Here is a 26,450-nt window from a genome sequence, read left to right on the forward strand (position 1 = left end):
GTTACCCCCGGCTCTTGAACTGCTGAACGGCGTTCAGGCTCGTGTTCAGGTTCGGCACCGCGACCGTCAGCGATGCGCCGTCGACCTGCTTGAGCAGATCCTCGACGGACTGCGTGTCCTTCGAGGCCTGGTCGAAATACTTGCCGAGCGAGGCCTGCGCGGCGTGCAGGTCGGCCTTCATCGCGCCGTCGTTGCGCGCGAGCAGCGACAGCCGTGCGGTAAGCAGGCGCAGCTTCACGTTCTCACGCACGAAGTAGCCCTGGTCGGGCGATGCGAGCATCGCGTCGGCATTGTCGATCCGGCGCACCTGCACGAGGCCCTTCAGCTGCTGGCCGAGGCCGGCCGAAAAGTCATGCCACCACACCTTCCAGCGCGGCTCGCCAGCCGTGGCCGCAGCCGACGACGCGGCGGCATCGGGCTCGGCCTTCGGCGCCGCGTGCGGAACGATCGCCTCGCCCGACAGCGGCAGCGCGTCGATCTTCGCGATCGCGTCGTCGAGCTTGATCGCGAGGCCGGTGAGATCGGCCGACGGTGCGGCCTTCAGCTTCTCGATGTCCTGCGCGAGCGCCTTGCGCACCGTGACGGCCTGCGCGCTCTGCGACGTCGCGAGGCGCGCGTCGGCATTCTGCAGCGCGATCAGCGCGAGCTGCGTGTTGCCGGTCAGCTGCAGCTGCTGGCTCGCGCTCGACAGCATCTGGTCGACTTCCTCGAGCATCCACGCGTCGCGGTTGCGCGACAGGTCCTGGTATTGCTGCTGCAGCGCCTGCTGCGCGCTTTGCGCGTCGGCGAGCTTGCCGTCGAGCTGCGCGAGCTGCGTGTCGACCTGATGCGTGCTCGCGAGCGCCTGCTCGGTCTTCATGCGGGTTTCGGCCGTTTGCGCGTCGAGCGCCTTCTGGCGCGCGACGAACGAATCGTCGAGCCGGTCGACCTTGCGGTTCAGCGCGTAGCCGCCGACGCCCGCCGCGCAGCCGAGCACGACGACGACGAACCACAGCACCGCGCTGCCGCCGCGGCGCGCGGGCGGTTCGGACGCCATGTAGGCGGGGCGGGACGGCGGTGCGGATGCAGCGGCCGGCTGGGAAGCGACGCTTTTGGAATCGTTGGTATCTGTCATGCGTTTAGTCACCGGTGCGGCTGTCGCCGGTTGGACGGCCTCGTCGGCCATCGTTCGAAACGCGCGGACGATGCGCTCATCGCCCGCGCCGGTCAGCGTAATCCTATCAAAACCCAATGCGCGCGCGGTCTGCTCGATGCGCGGGTGCGGCGTCACGAGCGGCGCATGCTTGAGCGCTTCGATCTCGGCGTCGTTCAGGTGCGTGCGTGCGAGTTCGTGCAGGTTGCGCACGCCTTCCGAGCTCGTGACGAGCCACGCGTGCGGCGCGCCGGCGAGCAGCGCGTGCACGCGCTCCCACGTGCCGACGCGCGGCTCGGGCACGACGCGCCGGTACGCGGCGACCAGCGTGACGTCTGCGCCGGCTTCGCGCAGCCGCTCGGCGAGCCATTCGCGCCCGCCGTCGCCGCGCACGATCAGCACGCGCTTGGCCGCAAGCGCCTGCGCGCCGCCGAACGCGGCCTCGATGCTCGCGAACAGGTTTTCCGAATCGTAATGCGGGACGCCGCCGTCGGCGGGCGCCTGCGGCGCGATCACGCGATACGCGGGCGCCGCGATCCCGTGGCGCTCGAGCGCCGCGACGCTGCCGGGACCGACGACGCCGACCGGCAGCGCATTCGGCCAGATCGCGCCGTACAGCGCGAGCGCGCGGTCGATCGCGTTCGGCGACACGAAGATCACGAGCGCGTAATCCGCGAGCGCAGCGAATGCGGCGTCGAGCGGCGCCGGATCGTCGACCGGCGCGATGTCGATCAGCGGGAATTCGAGCACGTCGCAACCAGCCTCGGCCAGCTGCGCCGCGAGCGCGGCCGACTGGCCGTCCGGGCGCGTCAGGACAGCGGTGAACGCGCGCGCGCGGCCCGCCATCAGGCGTCGCCCTTGCCGGCCCGCGAGCCGGCGAGCAGGGCGTTGACGATGTCGAGCGCGCCCTGCGCCTCGAGCTCGTCGGACACCGCACGGCCGAGCGCGAGCGCATCGGCGACGGTGACGACGGCAGCGCACTCCTCGGCCGTCAGCACGCGCTGGCCGTCGGTCGTCGACACGCGGCCCGTCAGGTACAGCTCGCCTGCACGCCACACCGCGTGCGCGGCGAGCGGCACCTCGCAGCTGCCGCCGAGCGCGCGCGACACCATCCGCTCGGCTTCGACCGCGAGCGCGGTCTGCGAATCGTGCAGCGGCGCGAGCCACGCGGCGACGTCCGCGCGGTGCGCGGCGATTTCGATGCCGAGCGCGCCCTGGCCGGCGGCCGGCGGGCTGTCCTCGACGTCGATCAGTGCACGGATTCGCGTTTCGAGACCGAGGCGCTTCAGGCCGGCGGCCGCGAGTATGATCGCCGCGTAGTCGCCGCGATCGAGCTTCGACAGGCGCGTGTCGAGGTTGCCGCGCAGCGGCAGCACGTTCAGGTGCGGATAACGCGCGCGCAGCATCGCCTCGCGACGCAGGCTCGACGTGCCGACGACGGCGCCGGCCGGCAGCGCGTCGAGCGACGCATAGTCGTTCGACACGAACGCGTCGCGCGGATCCTCGCGCTCCATGATCGCGGCAAGCGCGAAGCCGTCGGGCAGCGCCATCGGCACGTCCTTCAGCGAATGCACGGCCAGGTCGGCGCGGCCGTCGGCGAGCGCATTCTCCAGCTCCTTGACGAACAGGCCCTTGCCGCCGACCTTCGACAGCGTACGATCGAGAATCTGATCGCCACGGGTCGTCATCCCGAGGATTTTCACGTCACAAGCTGGATATAATTTGCGCAGCGCATCACACACATGTTCGGCTTGCCACATCGCCAGGCGGCTCTCGCGCGAAGCAATCGTCAGCGTAACGGGGGCTTGTGCCGAACGCGGCCCGGCCGAAAAGGTCTCGGAATTCATTGCTGGAACATCGAAGGACGGGATTGAAGATCGAACAATGGTAGCACGCACGCTTCGGCCCGCCCCGGCCCGGAGCCTGCTCCCGCCGCGCTTTCGCGCGGGCGGCGATACCGGTGCGCGGATGTGCCGCACGTAGCTGGTTGCTTGAACGCAGTTCCCGTAGTCCCCGCAGTCCCTTTTGACTCGAGCTTTCCCAAGGAAACCCATCGTGAAGTCTTCCGGATCGGCGCGTACGACGCGCCGCAATGCTGCCTTGCCCTCCTCCGACGCCCAGACGGGCACCCTCGCCACCGCCGCGAACGGCCGTGCGAAAACGGCAACGAAACCGAAAGACCCGATACGCCAGACAAAACGCGCGACCAAGACCGCCGGCCCGGCTGCCCGCACGGCCGGTGCATCGAAGCCCGGCGCACGCACGCGCGAGGACAAGGACGGCCCGCTGTTCGAGGACATCCGCTTCCTCGGCCGCCTGCTCGGCGACGTGGTGCGCGAACAGGAAGGCGACACCGTGTTCGACGTCGTCGAAACGATCCGCCAGACCGCGGTGAAGTTTCGCCGCGAGGACGACAGCGAAGCCGCGCAGACGCTCGAGAAGAAGCTGCGCAAGCTGACGCCGGAGCAGACGGTGAGCGTCGTGCGCGCGTTCAGCTATTTCTCGCACCTCGCGAACATCGCGGAAGACCGCCACCACAACCGTCGCCGCCGCATCCACGCGCTGGCCGGCTCCGCGTCGCAGCCCGGCACCGTCGCGTACGCGCTCGAACAGCTGAAGACGACCGGCAACGCGTCGAAGCGCCTGCTGCAGCGCTTCTTCGACGATGCGCTGATCGTGCCGGTGCTGACCGCGCACCCGACCGAAGTGCAGCGCAAGAGCATCCTCGACGCGCAGCACGACATCGCGCGCCTGCTCGCCGAACGCGACCAGCCGCTGACCGCGCGCGAACGCTCGTACAACGAATCGATGCTGCGTGCGCGCGTGACCGCGCTGTGGCAGACCCGCATGCTGCGCGACTCGCGCCTGACGGTCGGCGACGAGATCGAGAACGCGCTGTCGTACTACCGCGCGACGTTCCTCGACGAGCTGCCGGCGCTGTACGGCGACATCGAGGCGGCGCTCGCCGAACACGGCCTGTCCGCGCGCGTGCCGGCGTTCTTCCAGATGGGCAGCTGGATCGGCGGCGATCGCGACGGCAACCCGAACGTGACCGCCCCGACGCTCGAAGAAGCGATCAACCGTCAGGCCGCGGTGATCTTCGAACACTATCTGGAACAGGTGCACAAGCTCGGCGCCGAGCTGTCGGTGTCGAACCTGCTGGTCGGCGCGAACGACGCGGTGAAGGCACTCGCCGCCGCATCGCCCGACCAGTCGCCGCACCGCGTCGACGAACCGTATCGCCGCGCGCTGATCGGCATCTACACGCGGCTGGCCGCAAGCGCGCGCGTGCGGCTCGGCGAAGGCACGGTGCCGGTGCGCAGCGCGGGCCGCGGCGCACCGCCCGTGCGGGCGATTCCGTATGCGGATTCCGAAGCGTTCGTCGCGGACCTGAAGGTATTGACCGCGTCGCTCGAAGAGCACCACGGCGCGTCGCTTGCCGCACCGCGCCTCACGCCGCTCGTGCGCGCGGCCGAGGTGTTCGGCTTCCATCTCGCGAGCATCGACCTGCGCCAGAGCTCCGACATCCACGAGGCCGTGGTCGCCGAACTGTTCGCGCGCGCCGGCGTACAGGCCGACTATGCCTCGCTCTCCGAGGACGACAAGCTGATCGCGCTGCTTGCCGCGCTTGCCGATCCGCGCCCGCTGCGCTCGCCGTACATCGAGTACTCGGCACTCGCGCAAAGCGAGCTCGGCGTGTTCGAGAAGGCACGCGAGGTGCGGGCGCAATTCGGCCCGCGTGCGGTGCGCAACTACATCATTTCGCACACCGAGACGGTCAGCGACCTCGTCGAAGTGCTGCTGCTGCAGAAGGAAACGGGCCTGCTCGAAGGCGCGCTCGGCAGCAATGCGAAGAACGGCCTGATGGTGATCCCGCTGTTCGAGACGATTCCCGACCTGCGCGACGCCGCTCGCATCATGCGCGAATACTTCGCGCTGCCGGGCATCGACGCGCTGATCGCGCACCAGGGCGCCGAGCAGGAAGTGATGCTCGGCTACTCGGACAGCAACAAGGACGGCGGCTTCCTGACGTCGAACTGGGAGCTGTATCGCGCCGAACTCGCGCTCGTCGACCTGTTTCGCGAACGCAAGATCACGCTGCGCCTGTTCCACGGCCGCGGCGGCACGGTCGGCCGCGGGGGTGGCCCGACCTACCAGGCGATCCTGTCGCAGCCGCCGGGCACCGTGAACGGCCAGATCCGCCTGACCGAACAGGGCGAGGTGATCGCCAGCAAGTTCGCGAACCCCGAGATCGGCCGTCGCAACCTCGAGACGGTGGTCGCCGCGACGCTCGAAGCGTCGCTGCTGCCGCAGTCGAACGCGCCCGCGCAACTGCCCGCGTTCGAGGCCGCGATGCAGACGCTGTCCGACGCCGCGATGGCGTCGTATCGCGCGCTCGTCTATGAAACGCCCGGCTTCACCGACTACTTCTTCTCGTCGACGCCGATCACCGAGATCGCCGAGCTGAACATCGGCAGCCGCCCGGCCTCGCGCAAGCTGCAGGATCCGAAGAACCGCAAGATCGAAGACCTGCGCGCGATTCCGTGGGGCTTCTCGTGGGGTCAGTGCCGGCTGCTGCTGACGGGCTGGTACGGCTTCGGCAGCGCGGTGAGCGCGTATCTCGACGGCGCGCAGGACGCGGCCGAACGCACGAAGCGCGTGACGCTGCTCAGGAAGATGAACAAGACCTGGCCGTTCTTCGCGCACCTGCTGTCGAACATGGACATGGTGCTCGCGAAGACCGATCTCGCGGTTGCGTCGCGCTATGCGCAGCTGGTCGCCGACCGCAAGCTGCGCAAGCACGTGTTCGAGCGGATCGTCGCCGAATGGGAGCGTACGTCGCAGGCGCTCGCGGAAATCACCGGGCACGAAGGCCGCCTCGCGACCAACCCGCTGCTCGCGCGCTCGATCAAGAACCGCTTCCCGTATCTCGATCCGCTGAACCACCTGCAGGTCGAGCTGATCAAGCGTCACCGCGCGGGCGATACGAACGCGCGGCTGCGCCGCGGGATTCACCTGACCATCAACGGGATCGCGGCCGGCCTGCGCAACACGGGCTGATCCGCACGCGGCGCGGGGCTGCCCCGCGCCGCGCCGGCATCGCAAAACGAAAGCCGTGAAACGAAAGCCGCGATACGCAATTCATGCGTATCGCGGCTTTTTTCATCGAGAGGAGCGAAAGCAGCGGCCGACGCGCCGCATGCTCACTGCGCGTCGATCAGCAACGCGTCATGCTCGAACGACCCGTCCGGCTGCACCGCGTAGTAGCCGCGTACCTCGTCGGGTGCATGCGCCCACAGCGCGCGGATGCCCGCGACGCTGTCGGCCGGCGTGCGGATCCGCTCGACCCACGTATCGAAATCGATCGGCAGGCGCCAGCGGCGCTGCACCTTCGCGTCGAACCCGGCGCCGCGGAACATCGCGAGCCATTCGTCGGCGCGGTAGTCGCGCACGTGCGACGCGTCGCGCAGCACTTCCGCGGCCTGCAGATACGTGTCGAGCAGCGGGTGGTCGTTGCCCGCGATGTCGATCATCAGCACGCGGCCGCCCGGCTTCAGCACGCGGCGCACTTCGGCGAGCGCCGCGCGCACGTCGTGCCAGTGGTGCGCGCTCATCCGGCTGACCACCCAGTCGAAGGTGCCTGCGTCGAATGGCAGCCGCTCGGCCGGGCCTTGCTGCGTGCGGATGTTCGCAAGCCCGCGCTCGCGCGCGGCGGCGTCGACGGTCGCGAGCATCGGCGCGGCGAGATCGTAGGCGACCACGTCGCGCACGTGCGGCGCGACCGCGAAGCTCGCGTGGCCCGCGCCGCAGCCGAGATCGAGCACCGCGCCGTCGGGCGTCGCGCGCACGGCGTCGCCCAGCGCCTGCAGGTCGGCGCCCGTCGCATGGACCGTGCTCGTCAGGTAGGCGGCGGCCGTCGTGCCGAATGCGTCGGCGACCTGGTCGTGGTGTTTCATCGTTCGCTCCTTCGTTGGGTGGGGCGCTCGCTGCCTGCCAGCGCGCGAATCGCTACAATAGGGCCGCGCTTGTACCAGTACAAGTCAAGCAGTTATTCTGGTATTTGTTACACCTGCCTGATCGCTGCCCCGATCCGTGTCGTGCATCCCGTGCATCCCGCGCGTCCTTTTTTGTCGTTTCAGCCGTTTTCGCATGAACCAGCCGTCTTCCGCCCCCACCCCGCCGCTCGACGCCACGCCCGCCCGCGCGCTCGGCGAATTCATCCGCGCGCACCGCGAACGGCTGTCGCCGCAGGCCGTCGGCCTGCCGCCCGGCCCGCGCCGCCGCACGCCGGGCCTGCGGCGCGAGGAAGTCGCGCAGCTGTGCGGAGTCAGCCCGACCTGGTACACGTGGATCGAACAGGGTCGCCCGGTGTCGGCGTCGGCCGACGCGCTCGCGCGGATCGCCGTCGCGCTGCAGCTGTCGAAGGCCGAACGCGCGTACCTGTTCGAGCTGGCCGCGCAGCGTGATCCGGCCGAGCCCGACGTCGCGGCCGGCGACTTGCCGCCGACGCTCGCGGCAACCGTCGCCGCGATCGCCACGCCCGCTTACGTGCTCGACCGGCAATGGAACGCGCTCGCGTGGAACGCACCGGCCGCCGCGCTGTTCGCGGGCTGGCTCGACGGCGAGCACGACCGCAATCTGCTGCGCTTCACGTTCATGGCACCGGCCGCGCGCACGCTGATCGTCGACTGGGAAACCCGCGCGCGGCGGCTCGCGGCCGAATTCCGCGCGGACTCGATCCGCCACCTCGCCGACGCGCCGACCCGCGCGCTGATCGACGCGCTGATGGCCGGCAGCGACGCGTTCGCGCAATACTGGGCGTCACAGGACGTGTTCGAGCGCGAAGGCGGCCTGCGCGAGTTCGACCATCCGGCCGACGGCCGCCTCGTGTACCAGCAGATCACGCTGAAACCCGCGCACCGCGAGGACCTGAAGCTCGTCGTACTCGTGCGCGACTAGGGCCCGTTCCCGCCGGTAACGGGGACAGGCGCCGCGGACGGCCCGCGCCGGCGAAGGCCGGCGGCCGGGCCCGCGAATGTTAGAATCGCGGGATTCCCTCGGCGGCGTACGCCGCCCAACTCCCCTTCGAAGAATCGCCATGACGTCCCAACTGCACAAAAAGGGCGAGGCCTGGTCGGCCCGCTTCTCGGAACCGATGTCGGAGCTGGTCAAGCGCTACACGTCGTCGGTGTTTTTCGACAAGCGCCTCGCGCTCGTCGATATCGCCGGCTCGCTCGCGCACGCGAGCATGCTCGCGGCGCAGAAGATCATCAGCGCCGACGACCTCGCCGCGATCGAACGCGGGATGACGCAGATCAAGGGCGAGATCGAGCGCGGCGAATTCGAATGGCAGCTGGATCTCGAGGACGTCCACCTGAACATCGAGGCGCGCCTGACCGCGCTGATCGGCGACGCCGGCAAGCGCCTGCACACGGGCCGCTCGCGCAACGACCAGGTCGCGACCGACATCCGTCTGTGGCTGCGCGGCGAAATCGACCGCATCGGCGGCCTGCTGAACGACCTGCGCGGCGCGCTGGTCGACCTCGCGGAAAAGAACGCGGACACGATCATGCCGGGCTTCACGCACCTGCAGGTCGCGCAGCCGGTCACGTTCGGCCATCACCTGCTCGCGTACGTCGAGATGTTCACGCGCGACGCGGAACGCATGCGCGACTGCCGCACCCGCGTGAACCGCCTGCCGCTCGGCGCGGCCGCGCTCGCGGGCACCAGCTACCCGATCGACCGTCACGCGGTGGCGAAGACGCTCGGCTTCGACGGCATCTGCGCGAACTCGCTCGACGCGGTGTCGGATCGCGACTTCGCGATCGAGTTCACGGCCGCGTCCGCGCTCGTGATGACGCACGTGTCGCGCTTCTCCGAGGAACTCGTGCTGTGGATGAGCCCGCGCGTCGGCTTCATCGACATCGCCGACCGCTTCTGCACCGGCAGCTCGATCATGCCGCAGAAGAAGAACCCGGACGTGCCCGAGCTCGCGCGCGGCAAGACGGGCCGCGTGAACGGCCACCTGATGGCGCTCCTCACGCTGATGAAGGGCCAGCCGCTCGCGTACAACAAGGACAACCAGGAAGACAAGGAACCGCTGTTCGACACGGTCGACACCGTTGCCGACACGCTGCGGATCTTCGCCGAGATGGTCGCGGGCATCACCGTGAAGCCGGACGCGATGCGCGCGGCCGCGCTGCAGGGCTTCTCGACCGCCACCGACCTCGCCGACTACCTCGTGAAGCGCGGGCTGCCGTTCCGCGACGCGCACGAAGCCGTCGCGCACGCAGTGAAGATCTGCGACGACCGCGGCATCGACCTGGCCGACCTGACGCTCGACGAAATGAAGCAGGAACTGCCGAACGTCGCGCATCTGATCGGCGACGACGTGTTCGGCTACCTGACGCTCGAAGGTTCGGTCGCAAGCCGCAACCACCCGGGCGGCACCGCGCCCGATCAAGTGCGTGCGGCCATCAAGGCTGCCCGCGCCGCGCTCGGCAAGTAAGCCTGCCGTCACGGACGGACACCTTCGGCGTCCGTTGTTCATTCGTTCATTCGGGCGGCCGCCGTGCCGCCCGTCGCCTTCCCCGCATCCCGGATACCGCCGATGACCTTCTCCGCCGCGCTCTTCGACATGGACGGCCTGCTCGTCGATTCCGAGCGGACCATCATGAACACGTGGATCGACGTGTCGAACGCACACGGCGTCACGTTGACCGAGATCGACTACCTGCAGATCGTCGGCCGCTCGTTCGCCGAAGGCCAGGTGATTCTCGCGCGGCTGATCGGCGACGCCGACACGTTCGACGCCGTGCGCATCCGCGTGCGCGAGCACCTCGCCGCGCCCGAACCCCATCCGAAGTTTCCGCTGAAGTCCGGCGCGCTTGCGCTGCTCGAGGCGCTCGCGCAGGCCGGCATTCCGTGCGCGGTCGCGTCGTCGTCCGCGCAGGACGTGATCCGTGCGCGGCTCGACGCGGTCGGCGTGCTGCCGTTCTTCCGCGCGATCGCGGGCGGTGACGAAGTCGCGCGCGGCAAACCCGACCCGGCCGTGTACCGGCTCGCGGCCGAACGCCTCGGCGTGCCGGCGCGCGCGTGCGTCGCGTTCGAGGACAGCGACTTCGGCGCGCAGTCGGCCGCCGGCGCCGGCGCATCGGTCGTCACCGTGCCCGACCTGAAGGCACCGACGCCCGAGATCGTCGCGCTGAGCCTGCACGTGCTCGCGTCGCTCGACGATGCGGTCGCGCTTGTGCCGTCGTGGTTCGGCGGTCTGGACACGCAGCAACCCGCGTAAGCGCCGCACGCGGCGCACCCAATGCAAACGGGCACCCGAGGGTGCCCGTTTTGCGTTGCCGCGCCGGATGACCGGCGTCGCGGCGATCCCTACTTGTTGCCGGCCGTCTCCGACAGCCGCTTCATCGTCGCGATGCGCGCGCCGATCAGGTCGACGCGTCCGTCCTCGCCGACGAGCGGCGCCGTCGCATCGCGGAACGCGACCCACGCGCGTTGCGCGCGCGCGAGCGTCGCGGCCGAATGAGCGGGCATCTTGCGACGCAGCTTCTGGTAGTAGCGGTTCAGATCGAACAGCGCATGCTCACACGCGGCATCCTGCACGCACGGCCGCACGCGGCCGATCGCCGGATCGCGCGGTGCGGCGCTCGCCGATTTCGCGCCGGCAGCGGCGGCCGCGCCCGGCGCCGCATTCGCGCCGCCCTGGGCACCACCCTGCGCACCGCTCGTGGCCGCGACCGGCACGGCGACAGGCGGCGGCGCATAGCGGTCGGCCGCCGCGCGCAGCGCCAGCGCGCGATCGCGCACCGGCTGCAGTTGCATGTCGGCGCTCGACATCGCGTACGAGGTGCCGCGCGTCGTGTCATACACGGCCTTCAGTAGCTGAATTTCATCCTTGCGCCACGTGACCCAGTGGCGCTGGCTGTCCTGCCAGCCGCGCTTCGCATCGGCCGGCGCATTGTTCGACAGGCGCTGGTACGCGCCGTCCATCACCGCCTGCCACTGCTGCTGCGTCTCACCCATGCACTGGATCTGGCCGGCCGGCGACGACCGGTCGCGCCGCGCGAGGCACTGCCGCATCGCGACGTCGATCGGGTCGGCCGCCGCCACTTCCGCATGCGCGACATTCAGCCCCGCCGGCCCTGCCGACCAGCTCGCCCAGACGACGAGCGCGGCCAGCGCCGTGCGCATCGCCCGGATTCGTCTCTGCGTCGCCATCAGTCGCGCACGCAATCGACGAAGTACTCGACGCGACCGTTCACTTCTTCCGCGACGAGACCGTGGATGTCGGTATGGAAACCCGGGAAGCGCTCGTTGAAGTCGCGCGCGAACCGCAGGTAGTTCACGATCGTCTTGTTGAAGCGCTCGCCCGGGATCAAGAGCGGAATGCCCGGCGGGTACGGCGTCAGCAGGATGCTCGTCACGCGGCCTTCGAGCTCGTCGAGCGGCACGCGGTCGATCTTGCGGTGCGCGAGCTTCGCGAACGCGTCCGACGGCTTCATCGCGGGCTCCATGTCCGACAGGTACATCTCCGTCGTCAGGCGCGCGATGTCGTTCGCACGGTACACGTCGTGGATCTGCGTGCACAGGTCGCGCAGGCCGACGCGCTCGTAGCGCGGATGCTGCGCGACGAATTCCGGCAGCACGCGCCACAGCGGCTGGTTGTTGTCGTAGTCGTCCTTGAACTGCTGCAGCTCGGTCACCATCGAGTTCCAGCGGCCCTTCGTGATGCCGATCGTGAACATGATGAAGAACGAGTACAGGCCGGTCTTCTCGACGATGATCCCGTGCTCGGCCAGGTACTTCGTGACGATCGCGGCCGGAATGCCCGTCTCGCCGAACTCGCCGTCGACGTCGAGCCCCGGCGTGATGATCGTCGCCTTGATCGGGTCGAGCATGTTGAAACCTTCCGCCAGCGGGCCGAAGCCGTGCCAGTGGTCGTTCGGCTTCAGCATCCAGGCCTCGCGCGAGCCGATGCCCTCTTCCGACAGTTCGTCCGGGCCCCACACGCTGAAGAACCAGTCGTCGCCGTACTCGGCGTCGACCTTGCGCATCGCGCGGCGGAAGTCGATCGCCTCGGCGATCGATTCCTCGACGAGCGCGGTGCCGCCCGGCGGCTCCATCATCGCGGCCGCGACGTCGCACGACGCGATGATCGCGTACTGCGGGCTCGTCGACGTGTGCATCAGGTACGCCTCGTTGAAGCGGTGCTTGTCGAACGTGCGGTTCTCGGAATCCTGCACGACGATCTGCGACGCCTGCGAGATGCCCGCGAGCAGCTTGTGCGTCGAGTGCGTCGCGAACACGAGCGCGCCCGTGCGCGGACGGCCGTCGCCGATCGCGTGCATGTCGCGGTAGAAATCGTGGAACGTCGCGTGCGGCAGCCACGCTTCGTCGAAGTGCAGCGTGTCGAGCAGGTCGCCGAGCAGATCCTTGATCATCTCGACGTTGTAGACGACGCCGTCGTACGTGCTCTGCGTGATCGTCAGGATCCGCGGCTTCATCTCCGGGTTCTGGCGCATCGCCTCGCGCGCGAACGGGTTCGCCTCGATCTTCTTGCGGATGTTCTCCGGCTTGAATTCATCGCGCGGGATCGGGCCGATGATGCCGAAGTGGTTGCGCGTCGGCGTGAGGAACACCGGGATCGCGCCCGTCATCGTGATCGCGTGCAGGATCGACTTGTGGCAGTTGCGGTCGACCAGCACGATGTCGCCGGGCGCGACCGTCGCGTGCCAGACGATCTTGTTCGACGTCGACGTGCCGTTGGTCACGAAGAACAGGTGGTCCGCGCTGAAGATGCGCGCCGCATTGCGCTCGGACGCCGCGACCGGGCCCGTGTGATCGAGCAGCTGGCCGAGTTCGTCGACCGCGTTGCAGACGTCCGCGCGCAGCATGTTCTCGCCGAAGAACTGGTGGAACATCTGGCCGAGCGGGTTCTTCAGGAACGCGACGCCGCCCGAGTGGCCCGGGCAGTGCCACGAGTACGAGCCTTCGTCCGCGTACTTCACCAGCTCCTTGAAGAACGGCGGCGCGAGCGAGTCGAGATAGACCTTCGCCTCGCGGATGATGTGGCGCGCGACGAACTCCGGCGTGTCCTCGAACATGTGGATGAAGCCGTGCAGTTCGCGCAGGATGTCGTTCGGCAGGTGGCGCGACGTGCGCGTCTCGCCGTACAGGAAGATCGGGATGTCCGCGTTGCGGCGGCGCACTTCGGTGACGAACGCGCGCAGCTCGATGATCGCGGTCGCGAGCTCGGGCAGCTCGCCGTCCGGACCCGTTTCGCCGAGCATGAGTTCGTCGTCGTCGATCGACAGGATGAAGCACGACGCGCGGCTCGACTGCTGCGCGAACGACGTCAGATCGCCGTAGCTCGTGAGGCCGAGGACTTCGACGCCCTCCTTCTCGATCGCTTCGGCCAACGCCCGGATGCCGGAGCCCGAGATGTTCTCGGAGCGGAAATCTTCGTCGATGATGACGACGGGGAAACGAAACTTCATGGGCGATTCTCCAAAAAGAACGACCGCGGCGCGTCACGCGCAGCGGTCACCCGGAAACTGGTGAGACGTTATGCAACCAGATCAGGTTTTCGGCAGCGTGACACCGCGCTGACCCTGATACTTGCCGCCGCGATCGGCGTACGACACGTCGCACACTTCGTCGCTTTCGAAGAACAGCACCTGCGCGACACCTTCGTTCGCGTAGATCTTCGCGGGCAGCGGCGTGGTATTCGAGAACTCCAGCGTGACGTAGCCTTCCCACTCGGGTTCGAACGGCGTCACGTTGACGATGATCCCGCAGCGCGCGTACGTCGACTTGCCGAGGCAGACCGTCAGCACGGTGCGCGGGATGCGGAAATATTCGACGGTGCGGGCCAGCGCGAACGAGTTCGGCGGGATGATGCACACGTCGCCCTTGAAATCGACAAACGAACCCTCGTCGAAGTTCTTCGGATCGACGATCGTCGAGTTGATGTTCGTGAAGATCTTGAATTCGTCCGCGCAGCGGATGTCGTAGCCGTAGCTCGACGTGCCGTAGCTGACGATCCTGCGACCGTCCTCGGACGCGCGAACCTGATCGGGCACGAACGGCTCGATCATCTTGTGCTCTTCGGCCATGCGCCGAATCCACTTGTCGGACTTGATACTCATGCCAGCCTCCGCCGGGCCGTCCCAAGGAGGCTGGCCGTCCCCTCGGGGGACAGCGAACGAAGTGAGCGTTGGGGTCGTTTCATATCGGGGCGCCTGGAAACGCTGCGTGACAGTCGGTAAGGGCCACTGGCGTGACGCAGCGACCCGGAAAGGCGCACATTTTACGCGATCATCGGGCCGCGCACGCGGCGGCCGTCAACGGATCACGCCGCAAGCGAGCGCGGGGCCCGCGCCATGCTGCGGAAACGCGGGGTCGCTCGAGTCGCGGTGCACCAGCACTGCGCGGGTCAGCGCGGAGCGCACGCCGTCGAGGGCCAGATCGGGCGCGACGATGAAACCGGCCGCGACGCCGTTCGCATCCGCATGGATGTTGCCGAGATCGCCGGCGACACGCGCGCCCGCACGCAAGCGGTCGGCCGCCGGCGCGAACACCTGGCCGGCGCTCGAGCCGTCGCCCGCGTTGCAGTCGCCGCGCTCGTGCACTTGCAGCGCGTGATCGCTGTTCGGCGGCAGGCCGACCAGGTTGTACGTGACCTGGACGCCGTCCGGACGTTCGACGAACGTCACCGCGCCGCGTGCCTGCGAGCCGACGGTCGGCTGCAACTGCGCATCGGCGCGCTTTTCGTGCGACGAGGAAAAAGAGGTACAGCCGGCCAGGAGGCCCAGCGCGGCGGCGGCCAGCAGCGCGCGCCGCGCGCGGCCGGCGCGCACGCCGTGATGTCGTTGGTTCATTCGATCCTCATGCCGGCTGGCGGCCGTTTGACACGGCGGCCATGCCGGGCGGGTAAAGGGACCCGGGAAAAGTCGCCATGATACCGCGCCTCGCGGCGCCGTAAACAGCGTGAGGCCCCGCCCCGCAAGGGTTTTACGTATTTTGAACAACGATCGACGGGAACTTCGACGTCATGTCGCGCGCGCGCTCGGCGATCGCCAGCGCGACCCCGCGCGCGATGTCGCGGTAGCGCCGCGCCAGCGCACCTTCCGGATCGGCCACGACCGTCGGCGTGCCGCTGTCGGCGCGCTCGCGGATCGCGATGTCGAGCGGCAGGCTGCCGAGCACGTTCACGCCGTAGTCCTGCGCCATCCGCTCGGCGCCGCCCGCGCCGAAGATGTGCTCCTCGTGACCGCAGTTCGAGCAGATGTGGATGCTCATGTTCTCGACGATACCGAGGATCGGAATCCCGACCTTCTCGAACATCTTCAGGCCCTTCTTCGCATCGAGCAGCGCGATGTCCTGCGGCGTCGTCACGATCACGGCGCCCGTCACCGGCACGCGCTGCGCGAGCGTGAGCTGGATGTCGCCCGTGCCCGGCGGCATGTCGACGATCAGGTAGTCGAGCTCGCGCCAGTTGGTCTGGCGCAGCAGCTGCTCGAGCGCCGAGGTTGCCATCGGGCCGCGCCATACCATCGGGTTGTCTTCCTCGATCAGGAAGCCGATCGAGTTCGCCTGCAGCCCGTGGCCGACCAGCGGGTTCATCGACTGGCTGTCGGGCGACTCGGGGCGTTGGCCGTGAATGCCAAGCATGGTCGGCAGCGACGGGCCGTAGATGTCGGCATCGAGGATGCCGACCGACGCGCCCTCCGCGGCGAGCGCGAGCGCGAGGTTGACGGCCGTCGTGCTCTTGCCGACGCCGCCCTTGCCCGACGCGACCGCGACGATGTTCTTCACGTTGGGCAGCAGCTTCACGCCGCGCTGCACCGTGTGCGCGACGATCTCCTGCGACACGGCGACACGTGCGTCGCGCACGCCCGGCACGGCCTTCAGCGCATCGGCGATACGTGCGCGCACGTCGTCGTGCTGGCTGCGCGCGGGATAGCCGAGCACCACGTCGACCGCCACGGCGTCGCCGTCGATCGCGACGTTGCGCACGCCCTTGTTCGCCGCGTACGGGCGGCCGGTATTGGGGTCGACGACAGCCGCCAGCGCGGCGTCGACTTGTGCCCGGTCAATGCTCATCGAAACTCCATGAAAACGTTTTTCTCTCGCGCAAACGTCAAAAAATATCAAATTACGCGGCGAAAATCGGGAAAAGTGAAAGAATCTGTTGCACGCCATTGCGCGAACGCGCGCGGCGGCGCACTCTTCGCGTGCGGTATGCTATGGGGCCAAATCGGCCGTCAACCGCCTATATTGTAGAGGCTGACGCGTCACCCTGTCCGGAACAGCCACGCTGGCAAACAGGGCATGCGGCCGTCTCGGCGGCTGCCGCGAGCACGGGCCTGCCCTCCTTTTTCGGGCGCCCGTGGAGGGAGCCGTAATTGTTGTTTGTCGTCGTTGTCGACTCGTTCAACCAAGAGAGGAATCCAAGATGAACATGAAAATCGCGACCCGCCTGTCCGTCTTCGCATTGGCCGGCGCATTGCTGGCAGGCTGCGCCACGCAGCAAGGCAACAACACGGCCGTCGGTACCGGCACGGGTGCAGCGCTGGGCGCGGGCATCGGCGCACTGGCCGGTGGCGGCAAGGGCGCGGCGATCGGCGCGGGCGTCGGCGCACTGGTCGGCGGCGTGACGGGCTACAACTGGCAAGCGATCAAGAACAAGCTCGCACCGTCGGCAGCGAAGACGGGTACGCAAGTGACCGAGCAGCCGGACGGCTCGCTGAAGCTGAACGTGCCGAGCTCGGTGACGTTCGCGACGAACCAGTACGCGATCACGCCGGCCTTCACGCCGCTGCTGAACGACCTGGCGACGACGCTGAACCAGAACCCGCAAGTGACGGCCTCGATCGTCGGCTACACGGACAGCACCGGCTCGGCACAGCTGAACCAGACGCTGTCGCAGAACCGTGCGCAGAGCGTCGTGAACGCGCTCGCGCAGCGCGGCGTCGCCGGCGGCCGCCTGTCGGCACAGGGCATGGGCCCGTCGAACCCGATCGCGGACAACGCGACCGAAGCCGGCCGTGCGCAAAACCGCCGCGTCGAGATCTACCTGCGCGCAGCACAGCAGTAAGCATCGCCACGAGAGGAAACGGGGCCGTGCGCCACGCGCACAGCCCCGCCGTACAGGGCTTCCAGCGGGACCCGTAACAAATCGAAAAAAATTTCGAACTTCTGTCGCGGCCCGCGGTCTCTCATTACGGTACGCGGCTGGCGCTGCCGGCGCGTCACCATTCTCCTCTTGTCGTTGTTGCTCCGGGGCCGTATCCGCCCCGGTTTTTTTTGCCCGCCATTCGTCTGCCGCACCGCAACATCACACCGCCGGGCACGCCGCCCGGGCGACCCCGCCCCTTCCGGCGCCCGATCCGGAATACCCGCCCCGACTGACCTGCGCGCGCCCCTGCTAGAATCGCAGTTTCCGTCGTTTCCGCCGTTCTTCTACAGACCCTATGTCCGCATCCGACCTCACTTCCGTGCAGGCTGCGGCGCCGCAAGGTAGCCGCCAGATCCTCGTTACGTCCGCACTGCCCTATGCCAACGGCCAGATCCACATCGGCCACCTGGTCGAGTACATCCAGACCGACATCTGGGTGCGGACGCTGCGAATGCACGGCCACGAGGTCTACTACATCGGCGCCGACGACACGCACGGCACACCGGTCATGCTGCGCGCGGAGAAGGAAGGCCTCACGCCGAAGCAGCTGATCGACCGCGTATGGATCGAGCACAAGCGCGACTTCGACAGCTTCGGCGTGTCGTTCGACAACTTCTACTCGACCGACTCGGACGAGAACCGCGTGCTGAGCGAGAAGATCTACCTCGCGCTGAAGGAAAACGGCCTGATCGCCGAGCGCAAGATCGAGCAGGCGTACGACCCCGTCAAGGAAATGTTCCTGCCGGACCGCTTCATCAAGGGCGAGTGCCCGAAGTGCCACGCGAAGGACCAGTACGGCGACAACTGCGAAGTGTGCGGCTCGACCTACTTGCCGACCGAACTGCTGAACCCGTACTCGGTGGTGTCGGGTGCGACGCCGGTGCGCAAGACGTCCAAGCACTACTTCTTCCGCCTGTCCGACCCGCGCTGCGAGTCGTTCCTGCGCGAATGGGTCAGCGGCCTCGCGCAGCCCGAAGCCACCAACAAGATGCGCGAATGGCTCGGCGACGCCGGTGAAGCCAAGCTCGCCGACTGGGACATCTCGCGCGACGCGCCGTACTTCGGCTTCGAGATCCCCGGCGCGCCCGGCAAGTACTTCTACGTGTGGCTCGACGCACCGGTCGGTTACTACGCGAGCTTCAAGAACCTGTGCGACCGCAAGGGCATCGACTTCGATGCGTGGATCCGCTCGGGCTCGACCGCCGAGCAGTACCACTTCATCGGCAAGGACATCCTGTACTTCCACACGCTGTTCTGGCCGGCAATGCTCGAGTTCTCGGGCCATCGCACGCCGACCAACGTGTTCGCGCACGGCTTCCTGACGGTCGACGGCGCGAAGATGTCGAAGTCGCGCGGCACGTTCATCACCGCGCAGAGCTACATCGACACGGGCCTGAACCCCGAATGGCTGCGCTACTACTTCGCCGCGAAGCTGAACGCGACGATGGAAGACATCGACCTGAACCTCGACGACTTCCAGGCGCGCGTGAACAGCGACCTCGTCGGCAAGTATGTGAACATCGCGAGCCGCGCGGCCGGCTTCCTGATCAAGCGTTTCGACGGCCGCGTGCAGGACAGCGCGATGAACCATCCGCTCGTCGCGAAGCTGCGCGATGCGATTCCCGCGATCGCCGCGCACTACGAAGCACGCGAATACAGCCGCGCGCTGCGCCAGACGATGGAACTCGCGGACGAAGTGAACGCATACGTCGACGGCGCGAAGCCGTGGGAACTCGCGAAGGATCCGGCCAACGCGGTCGCGCTGCACGAAACCTGCAGCGTGAGCCTCGAGGCGTTCCGCCTGCTGTCGCTCGCACTGAAGCCGGTGATGCCGCGCGTGGCCGAAGCCGTCGAGACCTTCTTCGGGATCGCACCGCTCGCGTGGACCGATGCCGCGAAGCCGCTGTCGTCGGCGCAACCGATCAAGGCGTACCAGCACCTGATGACGCGTGTCGATCAGAAACAGGTCGACGCGCTGCTCGCGGCGAACCGCGATTCGCTGCAGGCCGAGGCCGCCGGTGCCGCGGCCGCCGGGGCGACCGCCGCCAACGCCGCGAAGGATGCGAAGAACGCCAAGGCGAACGCGAAGGTCGCGGCCGCGAATGGTGCTGACGACAGTCCGATCTCGATCGACGATTTCGCGAAGGTCGACCTGCGCATCGCGAAGATCGTCGCGTGCCAGGCCGTCGAAGGCTCGGACAAGCTGCTGCAGCTCACGCTCGACATCGGCGAGGAAAAGACCCGCAACGTGTTCTCGGGCATCAAGTCGGCTTACCAGCCCGAGCAGCTCGTCGGCAAGCTGACGGTGATGGTCGCGAACCTCGCGCCGCGCAAGATGAAGTTCGGGCTGTCCGAAGGGATGGTGCTCGCCGCGTCGGCTTCCGACGAGAAGGCCGAGCCGGGCCTCTACATCCTCGAGCCGCACAGCGGCGCGAAGCCCGGCATGCGCGTGAAGTAAGCGTCACCCGCCTGCGCTCTAGCACGAAAGCCTCGCACGATACGTGCGGGGCTTTTTTTCATGACGCGGCGCGCGCAGCACCGCCCGGCGCTTCGCATGGCTCGCGTTGCGCGAGCCAGCCGCCTGCGACAGCCGCCGCCGGCATGTCCATGCCGTCGCAGGTCGAACGATCCGCTTCGCGCCGCCGCTCACATTCACGCCGTCCACCGCGACGCCGCGACGCGAGAAGGCTTCGACACATGCGTGCGCGCCAACCCGAGACCGGGTGCGACGGTCTGAGCGAGGCCGGACAGCGCCCCTTCTTCATCACCGCTGGCTGAACCAGCGATCGAAGCGCCGCGTGTAGTTCAAGTCGACGCCCTGGAACGTGCCGCCGTACGCGGACACCGACCAGAAGCGCGTCAGGTTGATCGTCGCCTTGAACGCGTTGCTCGCCGACTGCAGCCCCTGCTCGAAGCCCAACACGAAGCGCTCGTTGATCGCCTTCGAGACCTGGATGACCTGCGGGTCGGTCAGGCCGACGTCGCTGCGGCCGATCGAGAATTCGTCGAGACCAATGCTCTGCGCGACGCGCTTGCCGGTCGCGCTGCCGAGCAGCGCGAGCGCGGCCGTCATCGCGTTTTGCTGGCCGACGTTGTTGCCCTGGTCGGTGCCGTGGCCGAACAGCAGCCACGACAGCTTCTCGTTGTCGGTGACGTTCGGCTCGGACACGAGCTTGACCGTCGGCGACTGGATCGTGCCGGTGACCTGCACGCCGGCCTCGACCTCCTGGTTGCGCCGCATCGCGAGGATGTTCACGCCCGGATTCGACACCGGGCCGTTGAACGTGAAGAAACCGTTCTCGACCGCGAGCTTGCGGCCGAACGACGTATACGTCGACCCTTCCGTCACGCGCACGTTGCCGACCGCGCGCAGCGGCACGCCCGGCGCACTCATCACGGTGATCGTGCCGCGCAGCCCGAGATCCGCGCCGTGGCCCCTGAAGCGGAAGTTGTTGCCGAGGCCGATGTCGATGTTCGCGCGCGGCGCGAGCGACGGCGCCGGCTTCTCGTCGACCTTCTGCGGCTTCGTGGCTGCAGTGCCGGTCGGCGTCTCGCCGCGCACCGTGCCGTCCGGCCGCACGATCACGACGTCGTCGGACAGGTGCGGCGCCGATTCCTCCGGCAGGTCGAACAACGCGCGGTCGACGACGAACTTGCCGTCGATCGACAGCGCGCCGCGCGGCCCGTCGTTCGCGACAGTCGCCTTGCCCGACAGCGACAACTTGCGGTCCGGCGCCGCGAACAGCTCGAGCTTGTCCGCGACGATGCTCGCGGTCAGGTCCGGCGCCTCGCCATCGAGACGCACGCGGCCGAGCGCGCGCAGCGTGCCGTCGCCGCCGTGGAACTCGACCTGCTGGAATTCGACGAGGTTCTCCGCGAGCTTCACGCGCACGATGCCGTCCTTCAACTGCACGCCCTGGTCGACGAGCGTCGCGGACAGATCGTCGCCCGTCAGCATCCCCGACACGTTCGGCTTCACCGGCGTGCCCGCGATCGTCAGGTGCAGCGCTGCGCGCCCGCCGAGCAGGTAGCTCGGCCCGAGCAGGTTGCCGGTCGCCTTCAGCGACGGGACGTCGGCGTCGATGCGGCCCGACAGCGGGCCGTCGTCGACGACGCCGAACACGCCGTCGCGCAGCGCGAACGGCACGGTGACGTTCGCGTCGAGCGAGCCGATCCGGTTTGCCTTCGCGAGCGCCACCACGTTGAGCCGGTTGCCCGGCGCGAAGCGCGCGCGCGCGGACAGGTCGGTCAACCCGAGCGATGCGATGCCGCGCCCGGACTCGATCGTCACGTCGCCGCCGCGCCGTTTCATCTGCACGTAGCCGGTCGCGTTCGCGCCGAGCGAGAAGTCCCAGTCGGCATCGAGCACGACGTCGGTGCGAAGCGGCGGCCGCTGGCCGGTCAGCTCCTGACGAACCTCGAGGAAACGCGCGACCGATGCGTCGCGCACGGAGCCTGCCGAGCGCATCTGACCGTGATCGAACACGAACGACTTCAGGTCGATCGCCGCGCCTTCGAGCGTGAGCCGCGTCGCGCCGAGCGTCACGCGGCCAGCGCCGGCCGACACGGCGAGCGGCGACTGCAGCGCCACCGCCGGCGTGCCTCGGTTCGCGAGACGCGTGACGGTGCCGTCCCAGCGCATCCCGTCGCGGCTCTCGACCACGCCGCCGTTCGCCGCGAGCGTCAGGTCGATCACGCGGCCGCCGGCCATCCCGATCGCCGACGCGTCGAGCGTGTGCTTCGCGCGCGTGCCGTCGAGGTTCGCGCGCAGCGACTTCAACTGCAGCGAGCCGAGCGCGATGTCGGTCGCGTCGGCCGTGAACACGAGCGCGCCATGCGCGCCGTCGCGGATGTCGGCACGGCCCTGCGCCGCGCCGATCCGGTTCGAGCCGACCACGACGTGCTGGGCCTTGTAGGTGACCGTCACGTTCGGATGCGCGAAGCTGCCGGTCAGGTCGCCCTGCGCCTGCACGAGGCCCTGCATGCCGAAACCGAGCCGATCGAGCTCCGGCGCGTCGATGACGAAGCGCAGCCGGTCGCCAGGCGCGCCGAAACTGCCGCGCAGGTCGACGTGGTTGCCCGCGATCGACAGAGTTGCGTTGCTCGGCAGGATCCGCGTGCCGGCCAGTTGCACGACGCCGGCGCCGGTCAGCGGCACGCCGTCGTACAGGCTGTCGCCGAGCTTGAAGGTCGCCTTCGTCGACACCTGCGGTGCGAACGCGCCGGAGGCCGTCAGCGTGCCCGACACGCGCGTCTCGCCGCGCGGGGCCTGCGCCTTGGCTGCCGCCTTCGCCGTTTTTGCCGCCGGCTTGCCGCCGCCCGCGCCCGGCGCCTTCATCGCGGCGAGCAGCAGCGGATCGAACGCGGTCAGCGTCGCCTTCGCGTCGTAGCTCGAATGTGCGTCGTGACGGAACACGCCGGTCAGGTCGATGCGACCCTTGCCCGCGGTCACGCGCGCGTCGGTCAGCACCGTCTGCTGCGGCGTCAGCGCGACCTTCGCACGCGCGCCGAGCGCGAGCTTCGGATCGTTCAGGTTGAAGTCGACCGTCGTCACGTCGCTGGCGAGCGTCACGCCGAGCGGGCCGCCGAGGCGCATCGGCCGCAGTTCGGCGACGAATGCATTGAGGTCGAGATTCGCGACCTTCAGGTCGAAGCGGCCCTTGCCGCCCGTCAGCGTGCCGCGGCCGGTCACGCTGCCGTCGCGGATCAGTTTCAGCGCGAGGCCGTCGATCCGCTGCGCGTGCGCGTCGAGATTCACCGTCGCATGCGCGTCGACGACCGGCAGCAGGTGCTCGCCGAGCGTGCCAGGCTTCGCGTTGACGATCGACACCAGGCCCGTCACCGCGAACCCCTTCGCCGGTGCGGCGCCGGCCGGCGCGCTCACCGGCGCCAATTCCGCACGCACCGCGAGATCGGCGGCCGGCGCGCCCGGCACAATCGCCTGCGGATTCACGTGATCGAACGCGAGCGACGCGCGCGTGAGCGGCACCGCGCCGAACGGCGCGGCCTCGACGTGCGCGCGCCCGTTCAGCTTCATCCCGCTCGCGGCAACGTCGGCAACGAGCGCTTCGAGCGAACCCGATACGTTCGCGCTCGCGTTGACCGGTTCGTCGGCGAGCTTGCCCACGTAGGTCGCGTTGCCCGTCAGCGCGAACGGCTTCACGCCGTCGAGCTTCGCCCGCGCGGTCAGCGCGCCGTATGGCGTGTCGACGCCATCGAGCGCAAGTTCGTGGTGACGGCCGTCGCTGCGGCCGTTCAGTGCAAGGTGGTCGAGCTGCGTCGTCGAGCCGCCTTCGTGGATCGCCAGGCGATCGACGCGCAGGTCGTCGATCCGCAACTGCAGCGGCAGGCTCAGGTCCTGCGGCGTCGTGGCCGGCGTCGACGGCCCCGGCGCGATCCGCACGTCGATCGTGCCCGCGCGCAGATACGCGATCGACAGCCGCCACGGCGCGCGGGTCAACGCCCAGCGGCCGTCGAGCCGGTCGATCCGCACTTCGGTGCCCGCGCCGCCGGGGCTCGTCCACGCGAAGCCGCGCAGCCGTACGCCGGTCGCGAGCGCGCCACCTTCCAGCGTACCCGCGAGCCGACCGCCCAGCACGCGCACGGCCGCCTGCCACGCGAGCCGCGTGCCGGGCTCGGTCGCCGCGGCGGCCAGCACGAGCCCGGCCGCCAGCACGACGAGCAGCACGACCGTCGCGAGCGTCCACGCGACGACCCGGCCCGCCCGAGCGCGGCGCGGCGCGCGCGGCGGTGCATCGGGCGCGGGCGAGTCCGGATCGTGAGGCGGCGGCGTGTCGTTCGGGTCCTTCGTCATGCGGTTCGTCGTGGAGCGGGCAATAAGGTCAGAAAGCGATGCCGAGCGTCAGGTACGGGCGCACGCTGTGATTGCGCAGCCCGTACGCGACGTCGACGTTGATCGGGCCGACGGGGCTGCGCCAGCGCGCGCCGATGCCGACACCCGGGTAGAACACGCGCTCGCCCCACGCATCGGTCGCGGTGCCGATGTCGAAGAACGTCGCGGCCCCCCAGTCGCGGTTGAACCAGTGCTGGTATTCGGCGGTGCCCGTCATCAGGTACTTGGTCGGCAGCACGGAGCCGTCGACGTTGTTGCCGATGCTCTGGTAACCGTAGCCGCGCACCGAGTTCGAGCCGCCCGCGCGGAACAGCAGCGACGCCGGCACGCCGGCCGAGCTGCCGCTCGTGAACACCCCGCCCAGTTCAGCGCGGAACACGAACAGGTCGCGCTTGCCGATCGGCACGTACTGCTGGCCGCGCGCGTAACCGCGGATGAAGGTCTGGTCGGTCAGCGCGCCCTTGATCGCGAAGCCGGCCTCCGCGTGGATCAGGTTGCCCGAGCGCGGGAACAGCGGATCGTCGACGTTGCGGCGCGTCCAGGCCCACTGCGGCACCAGCGCGCGGCTCGTGGTGGGGCTCGCGCCGTTCTGGTCGAGCCGGTCCTGGTAGTACATCAGCGAATAGGCGTAGTCGATGAACTGACCGGTGCGCGTGCGCTGCACGCCGACCCGCGCGCTGTAGATGCGCGTGTCCGACACGTTGGTGTTCGTGTACGACGCGAGCACGCTGTTGGTCCACCCTTTCGCGCCGGGCGGCATCGACAGCTGGACCTGGCCGTACTGCTGGATCTGGTCGAGCCGGCCCGACACGGTGAGCGGCCACGCGGCGCCGAACGTGTCGAGGTACGTGTAGGAGCCCTGCACGTGCGGGCCCGTATCGGTCGCGTAGCCGACGCCGCCGCGAATGCTGTTGTACGGGAACTCGCTGACCTTCACGTGCACGGGCGTGCGCTCGGGCTTCGCGATATCGTCGCCGACATCGATCGCGACGCTCGCGTAGTACGGCGTGTTCTGCAGTTGCCGCTGCAGCTCGGTGATCCGCCGTGCGTCGTAGATCTCGCCTTCCGACAGCGGATTGACGTTCGTGACGATCTTCTCCGGATAGCGGCGCACGCCGTCGACGTCGACCTTGCCGATCGTAAACGTCGGACCGCTGTCGAACGTGACGGCCAGCGTCGCGCGCTGCGTGCGCGGATCGATGCGCGCCTCCGACGACGCGATCTTCGCGCCCAGGTAGCGGCGCGACTGCAATTGCCTGAGCGCCGCCCCCTTCGCGCCGTCCCAGTCGGACTGCGTGAACGGGTCGCCCGGCTTCAGCGAGAACGCGAAGCGGGTCGCGGCCTCCTGCTTCGGATCCTCGGTATCGACCGGCCCCTTGAACGTCAGGTCGACCGTCGACACGACGGTCTGCGGCCCGGGATCGACGGCGACGCGCACGTCGCGCCTGCCGTCGCGCGTGCGCACGTCGGTGCGCACGACCGGCGAGAAATAGCCGGCCGTCGCGGTCAGGTCGCGCACCTGCTGCGGCGTGGCGGTCACGAGGAAGTCGAACTGGTCGTCGCTGATGTCGTCGCGCTTCGCGAAGCGCGCGATGTCGAGATGGGTCTTGAGGAGCTTGCGGATCGAGCGCGGCGCGTCGATGTCGACGTCGTACTTCGCGTAGGCCGGCAACACGACGCACGCGGCGAGACAGCCCACGAGGGCAGTCCGGGCCGCGGCACCGGCGCCGCGCCGTGCGCGATCGCCGGGATCACGGGCCGCGCGCGGATTCGCCTCACGCGCCGGATGTGCTTGCTGGTTCGCCTGACCCGCCAAATATGACCTCGTCCTCGGTTGTCTCGGTTTCGTGGAAAACCCTGTATTTGACCACAGGGTGCAGGCGTCGAAGCTTAATGTTTGCAAACCGCGCCGCGGGCGGACGTGACCGCGGCGCAGCGCTTGCCGGCCCTCGGCGCTGGCGCCGGCCGTGCCCCGGCCAGCGGATTCGACGCGCGATTGCCGCCGGCTGTTCCCCGCGATGCGGTAAAATCCCGCCATCGAGAATCCGGCGCACCGTGCGCCGCCCGAAACGGAAAGCCAAGCCATGCCGTACCAGTCCGACGTCACGCAATTCCTGAACCAGCTCAAGCAACAGAAGCCGACGCTCGAAGAAGAGCAGCGCAAGGGCCGCTCCCTGCTGTGGGACAAGCAGCCGATCGACCTCGACGAGCGCGCCGAGCAGCAGGAATCGCGCGTGAAGCAAACGTCCTACGTCTACTACCAGAACTTCTGA

At 68.7% G+C, this 26,450-nt stretch carries 17 protein-coding genes; 7 read left to right on the forward strand and 10 right to left on the reverse strand.

Annotated features, from left to right (window positions below; genetic code table 11):
* Position 1: 1 nt before the first annotated feature.
* Both hemDX and hemC read right to left on the reverse strand, forming a co-directional pair.
* Positions 2 to 1,978 (reverse strand): fused uroporphyrinogen-III synthase HemD/membrane protein HemX, encoded by a 1,977-nt coding sequence (gene hemDX, locus AC1Z3W_RS32390; RefSeq protein ID WP_057926006.1) that lies wholly within the window; start codon positions 1,976 to 1,978, stop codon positions 2 to 4.
* Positions 1,978 to 2,979: a hydroxymethylbilane synthase gene (hemC, locus tag AC1Z3W_RS32395; protein ID WP_124834424.1), complete on the reverse strand. Its 1,002-nt coding sequence runs from the start codon at positions 2,977 to 2,979 to the stop codon at positions 1,978 to 1,980. The genes hemDX and hemC overlap by 1 nt, the downstream gene beginning before the upstream one ends.
* 208 nt (positions 2,980 to 3,187) lie before the next feature.
* Between hemC and ppc the strand changes: the two genes are divergently transcribed.
* Positions 3,188 to 6,193, forward strand: coding sequence for a phosphoenolpyruvate carboxylase (ppc, locus tag AC1Z3W_RS32400; RefSeq protein WP_124834425.1), 3,006 nt, complete (start codon positions 3,188 to 3,190; stop codon positions 6,191 to 6,193).
* Positions 6,194 to 6,336: 143 nt separating this feature from the next.
* Here ppc and AC1Z3W_RS32405 read toward each other — a convergent pair whose 3' ends face one another.
* Positions 6,337 to 7,089, reverse strand: coding sequence for a class I SAM-dependent methyltransferase (locus AC1Z3W_RS32405; protein WP_057926009.1), 753 nt, complete (start codon positions 7,087 to 7,089; stop codon positions 6,337 to 6,339).
* A 193-nt stretch (positions 7,090 to 7,282) separates the two neighbouring features.
* On the opposite strand from AC1Z3W_RS32405, the gene AC1Z3W_RS32410 reads away from it, so the two are divergent.
* The 3 genes from AC1Z3W_RS32410 (at position 7,283) to AC1Z3W_RS32420 (ending at position 10,427) form a co-directional block, all read left to right on the forward strand.
* Complete coding sequence (locus AC1Z3W_RS32410; RefSeq protein ID WP_124834426.1) at positions 7,283 to 8,092, forward strand: helix-turn-helix transcriptional regulator; 810 nt, start codon at positions 7,283 to 7,285, stop codon at positions 8,090 to 8,092.
* Positions 8,093 to 8,231: 139 nt separating this feature from the next.
* Entirely contained in the window at positions 8,232 to 9,641 is a 1,410-nt protein-coding gene (gene argH, locus AC1Z3W_RS32415; RefSeq protein WP_057926011.1) for an argininosuccinate lyase, read from the forward strand.
* 102 nt (positions 9,642 to 9,743) lie between these two features.
* The gene (locus tag AC1Z3W_RS32420) at positions 9,744 to 10,427 is read left to right on the forward strand and encodes an HAD family hydrolase (protein ID WP_483509304.1); all 684 of its coding nucleotides are present in this window, start codon (positions 9,744 to 9,746) and stop codon (positions 10,425 to 10,427) included.
* 89 nt (positions 10,428 to 10,516) lie between these two features.
* On the opposite strand, the gene AC1Z3W_RS32425 is transcribed toward AC1Z3W_RS32420, so the two are convergent.
* The 5 genes from AC1Z3W_RS32425 to apbC form a co-directional block, all read right to left on the reverse strand.
* On the reverse strand, positions 10,517 to 11,335 hold the full coding sequence (locus AC1Z3W_RS32425; protein ID WP_409364313.1) for a lysozyme inhibitor LprI family protein: 819 nt from the start codon (positions 11,333 to 11,335) through the stop codon (positions 10,517 to 10,519).
* A 26-nt stretch (positions 11,336 to 11,361) separates the two neighbouring features.
* On the reverse strand, positions 11,362 to 13,641 hold the full coding sequence (locus AC1Z3W_RS32430; RefSeq protein WP_057926014.1) for an arginine/lysine/ornithine decarboxylase: 2,280 nt from the start codon (positions 13,639 to 13,641) through the stop codon (positions 11,362 to 11,364).
* Between the two features lie 81 nt (positions 13,642 to 13,722).
* Positions 13,723 to 14,292, reverse strand: coding sequence for a dCTP deaminase (gene dcd / locus AC1Z3W_RS32435; protein ID WP_006398615.1), 570 nt, complete (start codon positions 14,290 to 14,292; stop codon positions 13,723 to 13,725).
* Positions 14,293 to 14,487: 195 nt separating this feature from the next.
* Positions 14,488 to 15,024, reverse strand: coding sequence for a superoxide dismutase [Cu-Zn] (gene sodC / locus AC1Z3W_RS32440; protein ID WP_057926015.1), 537 nt, complete (start codon positions 15,022 to 15,024; stop codon positions 14,488 to 14,490).
* 133 nt (positions 15,025 to 15,157) lie between these two features.
* Complete coding sequence (apbC, locus tag AC1Z3W_RS32445) at positions 15,158 to 16,249, reverse strand: iron-sulfur cluster carrier protein ApbC (RefSeq protein ID WP_057926016.1); 1,092 nt, start codon at positions 16,247 to 16,249, stop codon at positions 15,158 to 15,160.
* Between the two features lie 352 nt (positions 16,250 to 16,601).
* On the opposite strand from apbC, the gene AC1Z3W_RS32450 reads away from it, so the two are divergent.
* Both AC1Z3W_RS32450 and metG read left to right on the forward strand, forming a co-directional pair.
* Positions 16,602 to 17,243, forward strand: a complete 642-nt coding sequence (locus AC1Z3W_RS32450) for a YiaD family glycine zipper/OmpA-like lipoprotein (RefSeq protein ID WP_057926017.1) — start codon at positions 16,602 to 16,604, stop codon at positions 17,241 to 17,243.
* A 376-nt stretch (positions 17,244 to 17,619) separates the two neighbouring features.
* On the forward strand, positions 17,620 to 19,782 hold the full coding sequence (gene metG, locus AC1Z3W_RS32455) for a methionine--tRNA ligase (RefSeq protein WP_483509305.1): 2,163 nt from the start codon (positions 17,620 to 17,622) through the stop codon (positions 19,780 to 19,782).
* Between the two features lie 306 nt (positions 19,783 to 20,088).
* Here metG and AC1Z3W_RS32460 read toward each other — a convergent pair whose 3' ends face one another.
* Positions 20,089 to 24,138, reverse strand: a complete 4,050-nt coding sequence (locus AC1Z3W_RS32460) for a translocation/assembly module TamB domain-containing protein (RefSeq protein WP_483509306.1) — start codon at positions 24,136 to 24,138, stop codon at positions 20,089 to 20,091.
* A gap of 28 nt (positions 24,139 to 24,166) precedes the next feature.
* Positions 24,167 to 25,993 (reverse strand): autotransporter assembly complex protein TamA, encoded by a 1,827-nt coding sequence (locus AC1Z3W_RS32465; protein WP_057926020.1) that lies wholly within the window; start codon positions 25,991 to 25,993, stop codon positions 24,167 to 24,169.
* 268 nt (positions 25,994 to 26,261) lie between these two features.
* On the opposite strand from AC1Z3W_RS32465, the gene AC1Z3W_RS32470 reads away from it, so the two are divergent.
* Positions 26,262 to 26,450: a DUF3460 family protein gene (locus AC1Z3W_RS32470; protein WP_044849219.1), complete on the forward strand. Its 189-nt coding sequence runs from the start codon at positions 26,262 to 26,264 to the stop codon at positions 26,448 to 26,450.

It is taken from the genome of Burkholderia sp. 10_S31, assembly GCF_056930375.1.